Below are 15,511 nucleotides of genomic sequence, written 5' to 3' on the forward strand. Positions count from 1 at the left end.
TGCGGGGGCGCTGCAAGTACGTCCATGTAAGCTCGGTCGCCGCATCCATGCGGCTCACGCCCCGCAACCGGACCCACCCCGCCTTCGACAGATTCCCGCGATCTGTCGGAACGGCGTTCTGCTTTGGTGGGTGTCGACCTTGGTCGACACGGTAGATCTGATCAAAGTTTGACTATCGATATCTGATGGATGTGTCGACCCAGGTCGACATCCACCAACAGCCGCAGGAAACGATCTGGGGCAGAGCCCCCTGAGTCAGGGGGCGGCCGCGAAGCGGCGGGGGTGTGGGAGCTGGTAAGTGGGGCCCACGGTTCGCGCAGCGAAGCGTGGGAGCGACAGCGCGCATGCGATGACGCGTACCAGCCCTGCCAACAAAAAAGTGCCGGTGTCAAGTCTTTCGCGCAAATCACGCAGGGCTTGAAACCGTATATGGGACAGTAGGTTAGCTCTTTTCGGGGCCGCTTTGCAGAACCGCGGCTTCGTCGGCTAGGAGCCACATAAGAGCGTCGGGAGAGAAAGCCGCATCGCACCGTGTCGTGCTGGATTGCCGAGGAACGGCGGGCCTGTCGCGTCATCATAGCCCAAGAGGCTTGGCGGCATCCAGAATGAAGAACGCGCAGCCGGTGGCTGCGCGTTCGATGGATGCCGTTGGTATGTGACGCCATCATGTCGGCTTCGATGGCGCGCTCCGGGTCGCCGTGCCCTTCCTGAATCCCCGATCCCCCGCCATGAACGCCTCCAGCATGTGCGGGATCAATTTCTCTGCATCGACCACCTCGCCATACGCCTGCGCGTGCAGCGAGGCGTAGCGGTCGAGGTCGGCTTTCAGGCTTGCCGGGCAGGCGAAGGTCAGCTTGACACTCTCGGTCTTGGGCAGAGGCCCGAGCCGCAGCTTCTTGGTCGTGGTCATTGCGAAGCTCCCCGGTTAAAGAACAGGGGCTGGTACGGCCGCAGCACCAGATCCCGGTTGACGATGATCCGCACCGGCAGGCCGGGCCGCGTGGTCAGCGTCGGCTGGATGTTCATGTTGCGCCGGGTGATCTCCTGTCCGACTTGATTGATGCTGTCCTGGGCGCTATCACGCCCGGCGATGACGATGCGGTTGCCGTCCTGGCGGTTCTCCGGCGCGGCCAGTTCGGCGCCCACGCCCAGCAGCGTCGTCAGCACCGCGCCCGAGACGATGCGCTTCCAATGCCAGTCCACGTCGTCCTCCAGGCCGGCGTAGCCCGCTGGATCGGTGCCCACAAGGTTGTCGAGCGTCAGCGATGAGGTATCCGGCAGGATGACCCGGTTCCACACCACCTGCACGCGGCTCTGCCCATAGCTGACCTGGCTGTTGTACTTGCCCAGGATGCGCGACCCCTGCGGGATCAGCAGGAACTTGCCCGTGGCCGTGTCATAGACCGGCTCTGTGACGGTGGCGATCACATCGCCCGGAAGATCGGACTTGATGCCTGTCACCAGCGCCCCGGCGATCACGGTTCCGGCCATCACCTGATAGGGCGACGCCGGCAGCGCCAGATTGCCGGAATTGCGGGTTTCCGTAGAGCCGGCTTTCAGGAACGCCTCTTTCTGGTCTTGCCGGTTCTGCACGGCAGTCGGGTCGGCGGGCTGGGCCGCCGTCGAGGCCGGCCCGGCAGCGAGCGGGTCGAAGGCCGCGAGTGCGCTTGCACCGCCGGGCGCACCCGGCGCCGCCTGCGCTATCGTGGCGGCCGCCTGCCCTTGGCCGCCCGAGCGGAAGAACACCGACGAAGCCGCAGCGGCTTCCGCCTCCTTGCGCAAGGCGTCGTTGGGATCGTGGCCAGGGGCCGCGTAAGCGGCCACGGCCGGCTGCTGCGAGTTCACGATGGCCGGGCCGAGGTCGCCCGGTAGCGGCCGCCCCAGCTCGGGCACTTTCGGCGTCAGCTTCGAGTAGTCCGCCGGCAGGCCGTCCAACCCTTCGGACTTCGAGACACGATCGACGTTGTAAAGCTCGGTCTGCTCGCCCGCGCCGCGCCGCTGCGGTTGCAGCGACCAGATCGTGGCCCCGAGCACGGCGACGGACAGGCCGCCGACGAGGATGGCCAGCGTGCGCCGATTCAGGCGAGTGACTGGGCGCGGCTGGGCGCGCAGCGCCACCGCCTCCGGCGCGACCTTGCCCGCCTGTGGCGTGGCGAGGTCGGGGGTGTCGTCCTGGCTCATGGTCAGTTCCTCCGCGCAACGCCGTCCGTGCGCTCAATTCGCACCACGTCACCCTTGTCCCCGCCCAGGCGCAGTTCGGCGGCGCCGAACAGCCGATCCACGATGTAGTACGGCGAGCGGAAGCGGTAGTTGACCAGTTGCCCGTCGCCTTCCGGCCCGATCACGAACAGCGGCGGCAACTCGCCTTGCGCGATACCGGGCGGGAACTGGATATAGACCTTCGCGCCGTCGTCGAACGCGCGCAGCGGCTTCCACGGCGGGGTGCTGCCGCTGACCGCGTAGCGAAAGCGCAGGTTCTCCAGCGACAAGCCGGAGTCCACCGGCGCGGCGGCGCTGGCCGCCTGCGCTTGGCGCTGCAAGGCCAGCATCCGGTCACGCGGATACTCCCAAGAAGCCGACGCCATCCACGTCTTTTCCGTCGAAGCCAACTCCAGCAGGTACGTCCTGCGGTTGGTGGTGATGACGAGATTGGTCTTGAGGCCCGAGCGGATCGGCTTGACCAGCACATTGACGCGCAGGTCAGCACCGCTGCCGCTCGACGTATCGCCCACGATCCAGCGCACGGTATCACCAGCGGCCACCGTCACCAGCTCCTCGCTCGGCTGGAGCGAAATCACGGTCACGCGGCCTACGGCTGCATAGACTTGGTAGAGCGCGCCATCGGTGAACGGCCACACCTGAATCGCGTTGACGTATCCCTCGCGCGTGGGTGCGACGCGCGCCTCGGCATTGGCCCGTGAGACGCGCACCTTCTCGTCGGCTGGCTCCGGCGTGGGCTTGGCGTCCTCGGCTTCGGGCAATGGCTTCAACTGCGCCGGCATCGGCAGCACCTCGGGCACGGCCACCACCTCCACCGGCGCGGGTGGCTCGGGTAGCGGCTGGGCCTGCACCGGCTGCTCATCGAGCGAGATGGTCGGCGGTGGCTTGCCCTGCGTGGCGCAGCCCGCAAGGGCAGCGAGCATCAACGGCAAAGCGAAAAAGCGGAAAGACAGGTTCATGGTTTTACTCCTTCGGAAGAATCCAGTTCGCGGCTCCACGACAGGCCATTGACGTAAATGCCGAGAGGGTTCTTGCGCAGGCGTTCCTCGGTGCGTGGCGTCTGCTGCACGATGGAAATCACGGCGTTCCAGCGTTCAGTGCCTGCGGCGGCGCCGTTGACGTAGCGCCGCTCCGTCCAGCGCACGTTGAAAGACGTGTCGCTGGCACGGGTCACGCTGGCAATCTGCACCGTCACCGACTCCTTGCCGATGCGCGCGAACGGGTCGTTGACCCGTGCGTAGTCGTTGAGCACGGCCGCGCCCTTGTCGGTCGTGTAGTCGTAGGCGTCCAGCCAGTTCTGGCGGACGACAATGGGGTCGATGGACAGCGAGCGCACCAGCGTCACGAAGCGCGCGATGTGGTGCGCGGTCTGCGCATCGTTGGGCCGGTACGGCGTGGCGGCTTCGCCCACGGCGCGCACCTGGCCCGCGTTGTCCACCTCCACCACGTAAGGCGTCACGATGGACTGCGCCGAGCGCCACACCAGGCCGCCGGCCATCAGAAGTGCGAGCGTGAGGCACCCGAAGGCCATCAGCCGCCAGTTCTTCGCCTGCACACGCGGCGAGCCGATACGGTCGTCCCACACCTGGCCGGCAGCTTGGTACGGCGTGGCAGGCTGCGGCGTGTCGGCATAGCGCACCTGCGGTTTCTTGAATCGCATGGTCAGTTCTCCTTATGAATCGGAATCGCGCAGGCTTGGCCCTTGGCCGGAGCCGCCGCCATCGCCACCGCGCAGCGCGTGGGCGGTGGTGGTCGCGGCATGGGTGAGTTGCTGGCGGCGATGCAGGCGCTTGGCCCAAGCGGGCTGTTCCTGTGTCTGCGCCGTAGCGGCGCCGGATGCGGCCTCGCCTGCGGCACCCTGACCGGATGCCGCGCCCGCGCCGCTATCGGCAGCAGCGCCATTCCAGCCAGCGCGGAAGGGAGCGGCCATGCGTTGCCCGGCAGCGGAAGCGCGGGATGCAGCGCCTCGCCCGGCTGCCTGCGCGCCGGTCTTGGCGACGTTGCCCAGGCCCGCCATTGCGCCTTTCGCACCACCACCTGCGGCGGCGGAGCCGGCCTGGAACGCCGATTTCGCACTACCAGCCGCCGACGTGGCGGCACGCGCACCAGCGCCGGCCAGCTTGGCGGCAGCCGGGGCCATGCGCGCGCCAGCGGCCACGGCACCGCCTACGCCCGTCGCAGCGGCGCCAATGGCGACGGCCGTGCCGGCAGCGCCGACAGCAGCACCGGCCATTGCGCCCGCGCCGAGTTGCGGCGCACCGGACACGAGGCCCGTGGCAATGCCGGGGCCGAAGATCCCCAGCGCCAGCAGCGTGAGTGAGGCCAGCATGATGACCAGCGCGTGGTCGATGGACGGCTCGGCGGGATGGACTTGGAACTGAGCGAACAAGCCCGAGCCGATCCCGACGATCACGGCCAGCACCAGAACCTTGACGCCGGAGGCCACCACGTTGCCTAAGACCTTTTCGGCGAGGAACGCGGTCTTGTTCCAGAGCGCGAATGGCACCAGCACGAATCCGGCGAGCGTGGTCAGCTTGAACTCGATCAGCGTGATGAACAGTTGGATCGCCAGCACGAAGAAGCACAGGACCACGACCAGCCACGCGAGGAACATCACCACGATGGGGTCGAGGTTCACGAACACTTCGGGAAAGCCCGCCATCTCGCCGATCTGCTCCAGAATCGGCGCCCCGGCGTCGATGCCGGTTTTCGCCAGCCGGCCCGGCTGCAAGAAGTTCTCCATCGTGATGGCCGAGCCGGTGGCGGTGATGCCCAATCCCGCAAACGAGCGGAACACGATGCTGGCCAGCCAGTTGAAGTTGTTGATGATGTAAGCGAAGGCACCGACGTAGAGCACCTTGCGCAGCAGCTTGGCGATCACGTCCTCGCCCTGGCCGGTGGCATGGCTCATGGCCCAATACAGGCCGGCGATCGTCATGTCGATGACGATTAGCGTGGCCGTGAGGAACGCCACTTCGCCCCGCAGCAGCCCGAAACCCGAGTCGATATAAGCGGCAAAGGTGTTGAGGAACTGGTCGATGATGGTCACGTCATTCATGGCGTGTCCTCCGGTTCGGCGGGATCGGCCGGCGCCATGCCATCGGCCGGCTCCTCGAAGCTCGGCGGGATCGGCGGCAGGTCGGCCAGCGTCTGGTACTCATCCGGCCCGGCCTGGCCGGAGAAGAAGCGCCGCCGGAAGGCTTCGGCGGCGGCACGGCAAGCATCCTCGCCCGTGGCCTGCCGGTCGGCCGCGCATTGCGCGCGCAATGCCTTGAGCCGCACGGGATCGGCGGCCAGGGCATCGGCAAGGTGGTCGGCCGGCTGCTCGCCGCAAGCGGCCAGCAGCGCGACACACAGGACGAGGACGCATCGCATGGCGGCCTCCCGTCAGTTGCCGTAGAAGTTCACGGGCTGCGGCGTGTACGGCGTGCCGTCGCCCAGGAAGCGCCGCCGCACCTCGCGGGCGCGCTCCGTGGCAGCCGCCTGCCGCGCCAGTTCCAGCGAGGCGGCCCGGTCTTGCGTGATCTGGAGCCGCTGCGACTGGATCGACTGCTTGGCCTGCAAGGCGAGCAACTGGTTCATGGCCTGCATCGCCTGCAAGGCGCCTTGCGCCGACTGGCTCTTGCCCACGAGGTCGGCCAGCACGCTTTCGTCTTCGCCCAGGTTCTGCGACACCTGGGCCTGCATCTGCATGGTGGTCTGCAAGCCGTGGAGCGTGTTCCTCCAACGCTCCTGCGCGTCGCGGTACATCTGGTCGCCGCTGACGGTGGCGGCGTACTGCTCGGGATACAGGCGCGCGAACTCCCGATCCAGATTCGTCACGTCGTAGGCCAATCCTCGGGCCTGGTCGATCAGCCGCTCGGTGGTCGCCAAATTGGCGCGCAACTGGCCGACCACGCTGGACGGCAGGCTGGCGAGGTTGCGCGCCTGGTTCATCAGCATCTGCGCTTCGTTCTGAAGCTGCTGGATCTGGTTGTTGATCTGCTCCAGCGTGCGGATCGCGGTCAGCGTGTTCTGCACGAGGTTGGTGGGATCGACCACGACCCATTGCGCATGGGCGGTGGCGGTGCAAAGCATGGCCGCGATGGCGGCCGCGACAAGGCGCTTCTTCATGGCAGGTTCTCCAGGGGTTGGTCAGCGAGCACCCGGCGCGAGGCCGGGGAACGAGGGCAGCAGGTCGGCCGCCCAATCGAGGCCGCGGTGGCGAAGCCAGGCACCCGCGAAACCGGGCACGCCGGCGTCCAGCAGCACGCGGTCAATGTCGCGCTGGTCTTGCGGCGTGGAAGCGCCCGCGAAGGCCAGCGCCGCCGGCCCCAGGTCGAGGTCGAACAGGCGGTTGCCGAGGCGGGATTGGTAGTAGTAGTCGCGCTTGGGCTGCGCGGTGGCGACGATTTCGATCTGCCGCCTGTTGAGGCCGAAGCCCTCGTAGATCGTGCGAATCTGCGGCTCGGTCGCCTGCGGGTTGGGCAAGAAAATCCGACTCGCGCAGCTTTCGATGATCGCGGGTGCGATGCTCGAATCCTTGATGTCGGCAAGGCTCTGCGTGGCGAATATGACGCTGACGTTCTTCTTGCGCAGTGTCTTGAGCCACTGGCGGATACGCGCGGCAAACACCGGGTCATCGAGGAACAGCCATGCTTCGTCGAGGATCAGCAGCGTGGGCGCCCCGTCGAAGCGTTCATCAAAACGCGCAAAGAGGTAATGCAGCACGGCCATGACGGCGGCCTTGCTGTGCATCAGCTCCTCCATCTCGAAGCACTGCACGTCGGCCGTGCCCAGCCGGTCGTGGTCGGCGTCCAGCAGCTTGCCGTGGGCACCGCCGAGCACATAAGGCGACAGCGCCTGCCGCAGCGTGTTCGATTGCAACAGCACGGAAAGCCCCGTCATCGTGCGCTGCTCCACCGGCGCCCCGGCGAGACTTCCCAGCGCCGACCAGATAGCCGCCTTCTCGTCGGGGCCGACCGCCACGCCTTCGTGCAGCAAGCGGCCTTCGATCCATTCGGCGGCCCAGGTGCGGTAGCCCTCGCGGTCGATGCGTGCCAGTGGCTGGAAGGCGATTTCGCCATCCGTGCCCAGGTCGTAGTGCTCGCCGCCCAGGCCCAGGATCGTGGCCCGCATCGAGCGGCCCATGTCGAAGGCGAAGATGCGCGAACCGCGATAGCGGCGGAATTGCATCGCCAGCGTGGCGAGCAGAACCGACTTGCCCATGCCGGTCGGGCCTGCGACCAGCGTGTGGCCCACGTCGCCGATGTGCGTCACCAGCCGGAACGGCGTCGCGCCATCGGTGCGCGTGACGATCAGCGGCGGGCCGTCGAGGTGGTCGTTCTTCTCCGGCCCCGCCCATACCGCCGACACCGGCATCATGTGGGCCAGATTCAGTGTCGAGACGATGGGCTGGCGCACGTTGGCGTAGGCGTTGCCCGGAATGGACGACAGCCACGCATCCACGGCGTTGAGCGCTTCGGGAATGGTCACGAAGCCCCGGCCCTGGATGACGCGCTCCACCATGCGCAGCTTCTCGTCCGCCACGGCGGCGTCCTCGTCCATGACGGTGACGGTCGCCGTCAGGTAGCCGAAGGCGACTTGATCGCTGCCCAACTCCTGCAAGGCAGCGTCCGCATCGGCGGCCTTGTTGTTGGCGTCGGTATCGACCAGCGGGCTTTCCTGCTGGAAGATCGCTTCGCGCAGCAGCGCGATGACGTTCTTGCGCTTGGCGAACCACTGGCGGCGCAGGCGGGAAAGTTCTTTCTCCGCCTCGGCTTTGTCGAGGCAGAGAAAGCGCGTGCTCCAGCGGTACGCAAAGCCAAGGCGGTTGAGGTCATCCAGAATCCCCGGCCAGGTCGAGGTCGGGAAACCTCGCACCGACACCACGCGCAGGTGCTGGTTGCCCAGCATGGGCGCCAGGCCACCGACCAGCGGCGAGTCGGTCAGCAGCGCGTCGATGTGGAACGGCACTTCGGGCACGCCCACGCGATAGCGCCGCGTCGAGATGGTCGCGTGCAGGTAGGTCAGCGTCTGGCTGTCATCGAGCCAGGCGATCTCCGGCATCACGCCGTCGAGCAGGTCAAAGACGCGATCCGTTTCCGCGACGAAGGCTTGCAGCCGCCCGCGCCAGTCCACGCCGGTCGTCGGCGTGTTCTCGTAGAGCATCGTGGCTGCACGGGCGCGGGATTCTTCCGGCGACAGGTAAAGCAGCGTCAGGTGATAGCCGCTCTCGAAGTGATTGCCCGATTCCTCGAAGGCGGCCCGGCGTTCTTCCTCCACCAGCCACGAAAGCGGCTCGGGAAACTCCGAGCGCGGATAGTCGGCGGCGGCGCGGCGCTCGGCCTCGATGAACAGCGCCCAGCCCGATCCCATGCGACGCAGCGCGTTGTTCAACCGCGCCGACGTGGCGATTAGCTCGCCTTGCGTCGCGCTGTCGAGGTCAGGCCCGCGAAACCGGGCCGTGCGCTGGAAACTGCCGTCCTTGTTCAAGACGACGCCCGGTGCGACCAGCCCGGCCCAGGGCAGCCAGTCGGCAAGCAAGGCCGGGCGCTGGCGGTATTCGGCGAGGTTCAGCATCGCGGCGTCCTCCCCTCACACGTCCAGCAGCGGGCGGTGCTTGATGTGCCGGGCGAAGACCTGCATGAACTGCGGATCGACGCGCGCACCCCACACCGCCAGCGAATGGCCGACGATCCAGAGCACCACGCCGGGAATCCACAGTTGCAGGCCCAGGCCGACAGCGGCGGCCAGCGTGCCGTTGGCGATCGCCACGGTGCGCGGCGCACCGCCCAGCAGAATCGGCTCGGTCAGCGAGCGATGCAGCGGCACCTCGAAGCCGTCCGCGAAGGTGTCCGGGGCACTCATACGACGGCCCCGCCGGAGAAGCTGAAGAACGACAGGAAGAAGCTCGACGCCGCGAAGGCGATGGACAGACCGAACACGATCTGGATCAGCTTGCGGAATCCGCCGGACGTGTCACCGAACGCGAGCGCGAGGCCCGTGGCGATGATGATGATGACCGCGACGATGCGCGCCACCGGCCCCTGGATGGATTCGAGGATGGATTGCAGCGGGCCTTCCCACGGCATCGAGGAACCGGCGGCCTGCGCGGTTCCGGCCAGGAACAGCAGCAGCGCGGCCAGCAACAGCCCTTGCCCCGCAGGGCGGGCCAGGCAGCGCAGCTGCGCAAGACGCAAAGCCGGATTTGCAGAAAAACGGAAAGCAGGAATGGTCATCTGCGTCATGGCAGTTCTCCAAGTGAGTCAGGGGATGGGGATGTCGCCGCAGCGGGTGCGGCATCGGGACGTGGCGGCAGCTCGGGAAACGGCGTTTCCAGCGCGTCCGCCAGTTGGTAGCCCACGCCGTCGAAGCCGACGACGCGGGCGATGCTCTCGATGCGGCGCTTGCGCCCGCGTCCGGCGATGTGGATCACCACGTTGACCGCCTCGGCGATCAGCGCACGGGGCGGATTCACCGCCACTTCGAGAATCAGTTGCTCCAGGCGCAGCAGCGCGCCGAGCGCGGAGCCGGCGTGGATCGTGGCGATGCCGCCGGGGTGGCCCGTGCCCCACACCTTGATGAGATCCAGCGCCTCGGCACCGCGCACCTCGCCGACGACGACGCGATCAGGGCGCAAGCGCATGGACGAGCGCACCAGTTCGGTCATCGACACCACGCCCGCGCGGGTGCGCAGCGGAACGTGGTCGCGGGCCGCGCATTGCAGTTCCACCGTGTCTTCGAGCACCAGCACGCGGTCGCCGGTGGCGGCGATTTCGGCGAGCAAAGCATTGGCGAGCGTGGTCTTGCCGCTGCTGGTGGCGCCGGCAATCAACACGTTCTGCCGCTCGCGCACGGCACGAACGAGAAAGCCCGCCTGCGCGCTGGTCATCATCCCGTCGATGACGTACCGCTCCAGCGGAATCACACCGATGGCGCGCTTGCGCAGCGCGAAGGCCGGCCCTGGCGCTGCCGGCGGCAAGATGCCCTCGAAGCGTTCGCCCGTCTCGGGCAACTCGGCGGACAGCAGCGGCTGGCCGCGATGGACTTCCGCGCCGACGTGGGCCGCGACCAGGCGGATGATTCGCTCGCCATCCGCCTCGGGCAGTTCCACGCCCATCGGCGCACGCCCACTGGAAAGCCGATCCACCCAAAGGGTGCGATCGGGATTCAGCATCACCTCCACCACGTCCGGGTCTTCGAGCGCAGCGGCGATTAGTGGCCCCATCGCCGTGCGCAGCATCTGGATGCGGCGGTCGAGCGACGTGGCACTCATGGACTGCGGAATGGCGCTCATGACGCACGCTCCTGCGCTTGCGCGGCTGCCGCCGCGTCTTCCATCCGCATCGGGTCGGGATGCAGTTCCTCCACCACGTCGCGCACCAGGCTGCGGCCCCGCAGCAGGTGGCGGCCAAGCTGCTCGGTGAACTGCTCGAAGCGCGCTTTGCCCTGCGCGCGTGCCGCGTCTTGGTGCGCCTCGGGAACTGGCGTGCTCACGGTCAGGTAGTAGCGGATGAACAGCGCCAGCGTTTCGATGGCGATGTTCTGGTCGCGCTCCATGCGCTCGGCTTGGCGCGACAGGCGATCAAGCCGCTTGGCAATGGCCGCCTCGCGCTGGTCGGCAGCATCGGGCGAAAGCCACGATGCGAGCGCCGCCGCGACGATGGACGACTTGGACACGCCTTTCTTGGCGGCCAGCTCATCGAGCCGCTTGGCGTGCTCCGGCTGGATGAACAGGTTGAGGCGGTAGTGGCTCATAGCTCGATTCCGTCGTTGGGGTCGAGGGAAGCCAGCCGGGCCGTGCGCTGCATGGCTGGATCGAGCTGGCGAGGAAGGGGAAGCGGCAGGTCGTCGTCGTCATCGAGCAGCCCAAGGTCGGCCGCGGGAGCGGCCAGCTCGGGGTCGTAGGCGACGGTTTCGGAGAGTTCGGGCTGACGGCGCGGGCCGCCGTCATCGGCGCTGCCAAGGTCGCCAACGGTCTCCGCGACGAGAGGTGCCGGCACCGCAGGAATTGCCAGCCCGCTCCAGTCATCGGCGCGGGCCGGCGGCGCGTCGGCGTACTGCCCGTCCGCCAGCGTGGGCGGCGGCAGCACGCGGCGCTTGAAATTGGCGTCCGCGTAGTAGCGCAGCTTCTTCGCCTTGATGGGCGCCACGCTGGACACCATTACCACGGCCTCATCAGGCGGAAGCTGCATGACTTCGCCCGGCGTCAGCAGCGGACGCGCGGTTTCCTGGCGCGACACCATGAGGTGGCCCAGCCACGGCGCGAGCCGGTGGCCCGCGTAGTTGCGCTGCGCGCGCAGCTCGGTGGCGGTGCCCAGCGTCTCGGAGATCCGTTTGGCGGTGCGCTCGTCGTTCGTGGCGAACGTCACGCGCACATGGCAGTTGTCGAGGATGGAGTGGTTTTGCCCATACGCCTTGTCGATCTGGTTGAGCGACTGCGCGATGAGGAAGCTGCGGATGCCATAGCCCGCCATGAAGGCCAGCGCCGTCTCGAAGAAGTCCAGGCGCCCCAGCGCAGGGAACTCATCGAGCATCAGCAGCAGCTTGTGGCGGCGCTCGATGCCATCGGAGCCATCGAGCGACTCGGTGAGGCGCCGCCCGATCTGGTTGAGGATCAGGCGAATGAGCGGCTTCGTCCGCGATATGTCCGAAGGCGGCACCACCAGATACAGCGATACCGGATGCTCGGCCGCGATCAGGTCGGCGATGCGCCAATCGCACCGCGACGTGACTTGGGCCACCGTGGGATCGCGGTACAGGCCGAGGAACGACATGGCGGTGCTCAACACGCCGGAACGCTCGTTGTCCGATTTGTTGAGCACTTCGCGCGCAGCCGAGGCCACCACCGGATGAGGCCCATCGCCGAGGTGCGGCGTGGTCATCATCCGGTGCAGCGTCAACTCGAAGGGGCTGGCCGGGTCGGAGAGGAAGTTGGCGACGCCGCGCAGCGTCTTGTCTTCGCCCGCGTAGAGCACATGCAGGATGGCCCCGACCAGCAGCGCGTGCGAAGTCTTTTCCCAGTGATTGCGCTTCTCCAGCGCACCTTCGGGATCAACCAGAATGTCCGCGATGTTCTGCACGTCGCGCACCTCATGCGCGCCGTGTCGTACCTCCAGCAGCGGGTTGTAGGCCGCTGACTTCGCATCGGTGGGGTTGAACAGCAGGCAATGCGAGAAGCGCGAGCGCCAACCGGCAGTGATCTGCCAGTTCTCGCCTTTGATGTCGTGGATGACGGCGGACGCAGGCCAGGAAAGCAGCGTCGGCACCACCAGGCCGACACCTTTGCCCGAGCGTGTGGGAGCGAAGGTCAGGACGTGTTCCGGGCCTTCATGCCGCAGGTACTGGCGGTCGTGCTGGCCGAGGAATACGCCGGCCGGCTGCGTCAGACCCGCCTTGCGAATGTCATCCGCGTTCGCCCAGCGCGCCGAGCCGTAGGTCGTGACCAGGCGCGATTGCCGTGAGCGCCAGATCGACATGCCGATGGCGACCACCACCGCCAGCAGGCCGCTGCCACCCGCGATGGCGCCGCCGGTATCGAACACGCGCGGCGCGTAGGCATCGAAGAAGAACCACCACTCAAACAGCTTCCACGGGTGGTAGATCGGTGTGCCAAGAAGATCGAACCAGGGCGAGCCAAGGCGTAGCTGATAACCAAGGGCGGCTGCTGTCCATTGTGTGGCGCCCCACACGCCGGCGATCACGATGCCGAATACCACGGCGATCTGACCGAACAGCACGTTCGTCCCTTGCATTACCTGGCCTCCGATTTCCCCTGCGCTTCTTCCTCATGGAAAGCGCGGCACAAGGACGTGCCGCTAGCGTCAGGATCGGTGCCAGGTCAGTGCCGGTCAAAGACCGTTTCGAGCAGAAAGGTCGAGCAAAAAGACAGAATTCGCGCGGCGTCGAATCAAAGAAAAACGCCGCAAGCGATAGCGCATTGCGGCGTGTCGAACAGAAAATTGAAGCCGATGCGGCGAACTGCCAACGATCAGAACTTGGGCGATTCCTTCGGCGGCGTGTAGGGCGTTTCGCCGTCGCCATAGAACCGTTTGCGCGTGGCCCCGGCCACCCGATTGCAGAGCACGTCACCCCGCTTGGGCCGATCCGTCTTGCACTGTTGGCGTAGTTCCTTCAACCGTTCGGGATTGGCTGCCAGTTCCTCCACCGTTGGGATATTCGCTTCCGATGTGTTGGCCTTCTGAGGCGTTTCGGATTGGCCGCAGGCGGTCAACACCGGCACCAGCAAGAAATGGATGATCTTCGTCATGGCGCAGGTTCCTCCGGGGGATCAAGATTGCGGCCCAGCATGGGCCTGGGAGATTCCAGAGATTCGATGGCCTGTACGCGCTCAATGAATCGAGCCAGAACCTCCGATGGTTCGCCTATAGGGTGCAGCAGATAGGTTGTCAGGGGTGGGACACGTGATGCCAAGGGGCGGGCCACCACGCCCGGTTGTCTGCTAGCTGTAATGTGTGCTGCACCCGTAAGCCCAAGCGCGAAGCCGGCCGATACAAGCGCCATCATCAAATCGCAGGAGGCCACGCGCTCCGCGATCAGGGGTTCCATGTCCGCACGGCGCAGTACCCGATCAACGTGTTTCGCGTGGCTTTCGCAAACCTGTGGATCGCACAGAACCAGAGGGTAGCGGAGCAGTTCCTCCAACGGAATGCGCTTATGCACCAGCAGAGGATGTCGAGCAGGTACAGCCACCATGAGCGCATCGCTCCAGACGGGTATAGCGACGATGCCTTCGCCCACTTCGTCTGATTGCGCGAATCCTACGTCATAAAGATCGTCGTGTAGCCCCTTGATTTGTTGCGACAACGGCACTTCGGAGAAGCGAATCTCGACTTCAGGTTCTTCCTGTCGGCACAAAGCGAGCACCGCCGGAAGGCGCGACGGTGTAATGCCGTCCGATAAGGCCACCCGCAACTGACCGTGAAATCCATTGGCCGCTGCTTTTACGCTGTCGCGCGCTTGTTGCAGAACAGCAAATACCCGGCGGACATGCTCCAGAAACAACTTACCTGCACGTGTTAGGCGAGTGCTGCGTGTGGTACGGGCAAACAGTACAACACCTAGCTCCTCCTCTAGCTCCTTAATGGCGCGAGAAAGTGGAGATTGTTCAATGTGCAGCTTCTCCGAAGCTCTAGCGAAGTGAAGCTCCTCCGCCACGGCGAGAAAGTATTTTAGATGTCTCAACTCCATAGACGAATAGCTCCCACGAGTGCGCATCGCAGGCGGTAGCCGCGACCTGTGAGTCGCGGCTACGCCCTAAACAATCAGTTGCCGCCGTTGGACGGGCGGCGTTCCGCAGAAGATTGCGCCGCGTTTGGCTTCTTCTTCGCGGCGTCGCATTGCTCTTTCAGCTTCTTTACTTCGGGATAAGCCACGTCACTGATATACCGCTTCGTATCTGCCAATTGCTCGCATGTCTTCGGTATCGCCTTCGCATCGTCGTCATGCCCGCCGGTATGGGCCATCACGAATGGCGAAGCGAGCGAGGCGCTGGCTAGAGCTGCAATCAAAACCGGACGAATGTTCATTTTTCAATATCTCCTGGGATGAGGCCCGGCCTATGTGGCAGGGCGGGAAACTTCGGCTTCCTGCCATGCAATTGGCATGGGGGGGGAGCCGGAGTGCATGGGCATGTGCCCGTAACCAATTTGCCAATCACAAGACGCGCTTCATTTCCATGTATTGACCGCGAGTGCGAACAATCACCGTCACGTCAGCGTCGCCACGGTTCCGCCAGAACCAACCGTGATTTCCACTAAAGGCAGCCTGGATCACGCCATTGCTAGCGGGCACCGCGCGACCCTTTTCATAACTGATGGACTGGCCGCCACCATCGCCGTGGGTATCGAAGTTCACAACGCCCCCTTCGGCAACCCAACTGAACTCGACCTGCTCGCCGGCCTTCATACTCAACTTCACCTCCGCCCCTTGGCCGGGCTTGAGTGCGACGCGCATTTCATCGCGCCAGGCGGCGCCGTTCTCCGCCTGCGCGGCGTTCTGTGCTTGTGCAGGCGCGGCGGTGCCTGCATTCCCTGTCGTCGCGGCAGCGGGCATGGCTGCATCCTTCGCGGCATCCGCAGCGGCTTCTTCGGCCAATTGCGTCTTGATCTCCCCCATTTCCGTCAGGCCGAGGACGCGACCAATCCCTGTTGGGTCGATCGCGTACTCGGAGGGAAGGACGATGCCGACCAAAATTGCGATGGCGGCGACGAGTGCAATGAGCGTCGAGCGCAGCAGTTGTTTCGACGATGGAAGGTCGTCGAGGGTTGGCTTGGATACGTTGTACATG

The 15,511-nt window shown here is 65.9% G+C and carries 16 protein-coding genes and 1 pseudogene; all 17 read right to left on the minus strand.

Translation table 11 applies throughout. The features are described from left to right. Nucleotides 1-664: 664 nt before the first annotated feature. Complete coding sequence (locus O0J73_RS02790) at nt 665-910, minus strand: DUF2274 domain-containing protein (RefSeq protein ID WP_031636880.1); 246 nt, start codon at nt 908-910, stop codon at nt 665-667. Next, nucleotides 907-2,181 carry a TrbI/VirB10 family protein gene (locus O0J73_RS02795; protein WP_031636881.1) on the minus strand — a complete coding sequence of 425 codons (1,275 nt, stop codon included), beginning with the start codon at nt 2,179-2,181 and terminating at the stop codon, nt 907-909. The genes O0J73_RS02790 and O0J73_RS02795 overlap by 4 nt, the downstream gene beginning before the upstream one ends. A gap of 2 nt (nt 2,182-2,183) precedes the next feature. After that, nucleotides 2,184-3,179 carry a P-type conjugative transfer protein TrbG gene (trbG, locus tag O0J73_RS02800; protein WP_033967817.1) on the minus strand — a complete coding sequence of 332 codons (996 nt, stop codon included), beginning with the start codon at nt 3,177-3,179 and terminating at the stop codon, nt 2,184-2,186. Continuing rightward, nucleotides 3,176-3,880: a conjugal transfer protein TrbF gene (trbF, locus tag O0J73_RS02805; RefSeq protein WP_023114200.1), complete on the minus strand. Its 705-nt coding sequence runs from the start codon at nt 3,878-3,880 to the stop codon at nt 3,176-3,178. The genes trbG and trbF overlap by 4 nt, the downstream gene beginning before the upstream one ends. 12 nt (nt 3,881-3,892) lie before the next feature. Continuing rightward, the gene (trbL, locus tag O0J73_RS02810; protein ID WP_023114199.1) at nt 3,893-5,278 is read right to left on the minus strand and encodes a P-type conjugative transfer protein TrbL; all 1,386 of its coding nucleotides are present in this window, start codon (nt 5,276-5,278) and stop codon (nt 3,893-3,895) included. Further along, the gene (locus O0J73_RS02815) at nt 5,275-5,595 is read right to left on the minus strand and encodes a hypothetical protein (RefSeq protein ID WP_023114198.1); all 321 of its coding nucleotides are present in this window, start codon (nt 5,593-5,595) and stop codon (nt 5,275-5,277) included. The genes trbL and O0J73_RS02815 overlap by 4 nt, the downstream gene beginning before the upstream one ends. Before the next feature lie 12 nt (nt 5,596-5,607). After that, nucleotides 5,608-6,333 (minus strand): P-type conjugative transfer protein TrbJ, encoded by a 726-nt coding sequence (gene trbJ, locus O0J73_RS02820; RefSeq protein WP_033967813.1) that lies wholly within the window; start codon nt 6,331-6,333, stop codon nt 5,608-5,610. Further along, nucleotides 6,330-8,781: pseudogene (gene trbE, locus O0J73_RS02825) on the minus strand (conjugal transfer protein TrbE). Before trbE ends, trbJ begins: the two are co-directional and overlap by 4 nt. Before the next feature lie 15 nt (nt 8,782-8,796). After that, nucleotides 8,797-9,069: a VirB3 family type IV secretion system protein gene (locus O0J73_RS02830; protein WP_003103993.1), complete on the minus strand. Its 273-nt coding sequence runs from the start codon at nt 9,067-9,069 to the stop codon at nt 8,797-8,799. Next, complete coding sequence (locus tag O0J73_RS02835) at nt 9,066-9,449, minus strand: TrbC/VirB2 family protein (protein WP_031636907.1); 384 nt, start codon at nt 9,447-9,449, stop codon at nt 9,066-9,068. Before O0J73_RS02835 ends, O0J73_RS02830 begins: the two co-directional genes overlap by 4 nt. Further along, nucleotides 9,446-10,498: a P-type conjugative transfer ATPase TrbB gene (trbB, locus tag O0J73_RS02840; protein WP_031636909.1), complete on the minus strand. Its 1,053-nt coding sequence runs from the start codon at nt 10,496-10,498 to the stop codon at nt 9,446-9,448. The genes O0J73_RS02835 and trbB overlap by 4 nt, the downstream gene beginning before the upstream one ends. Then, the gene (locus O0J73_RS02845) at nt 10,495-10,959 is read right to left on the minus strand and encodes a ribbon-helix-helix protein, CopG family (protein ID WP_003111089.1); all 465 of its coding nucleotides are present in this window, start codon (nt 10,957-10,959) and stop codon (nt 10,495-10,497) included. The genes trbB and O0J73_RS02845 overlap by 4 nt, the downstream gene beginning before the upstream one ends. Then, complete coding sequence (locus O0J73_RS02850) at nt 10,956-12,956, minus strand: conjugal transfer protein TraG (RefSeq protein ID WP_308307961.1); 2,001 nt, start codon at nt 12,954-12,956, stop codon at nt 10,956-10,958. Before O0J73_RS02850 ends, O0J73_RS02845 begins: the two co-directional genes overlap by 4 nt. 236 nt (nt 12,957-13,192) lie before the next feature. Next, entirely contained in the window at nt 13,193-13,471 is a 279-nt protein-coding gene (locus O0J73_RS02855) for a lipoprotein (RefSeq protein WP_031636913.1), read from the minus strand. After that, nucleotides 13,468-14,412: a LysR substrate-binding domain-containing protein gene (locus O0J73_RS02860; RefSeq protein ID WP_023114186.1), complete on the minus strand. Its 945-nt coding sequence runs from the start codon at nt 14,410-14,412 to the stop codon at nt 13,468-13,470. The genes O0J73_RS02855 and O0J73_RS02860 overlap by 4 nt, the downstream gene beginning before the upstream one ends. Before the next feature lie 74 nt (nt 14,413-14,486). Continuing rightward, nucleotides 14,487-14,750 (minus strand): hypothetical protein, encoded by a 264-nt coding sequence (locus O0J73_RS02865; RefSeq protein WP_023114185.1) that lies wholly within the window; start codon nt 14,748-14,750, stop codon nt 14,487-14,489. A 127-nt stretch (nt 14,751-14,877) separates the two neighbouring features. After that, on the minus strand, nt 14,878-15,510 hold the full coding sequence (locus O0J73_RS02870; RefSeq protein ID WP_023114184.1) for a hypothetical protein: 633 nt from the start codon (nt 15,508-15,510) through the stop codon (nt 14,878-14,880). Nucleotide 15,511 lies beyond the last annotated feature (1 nt).

The sequence above is a fragment of the Stenotrophomonas sp. Sm6012 genome (assembly GCF_030985895.1).
In the GTDB taxonomy this organism is placed as follows: Bacteria; Pseudomonadota; Gammaproteobacteria; order Xanthomonadales; family Xanthomonadaceae; genus Stenotrophomonas; species Stenotrophomonas forensis.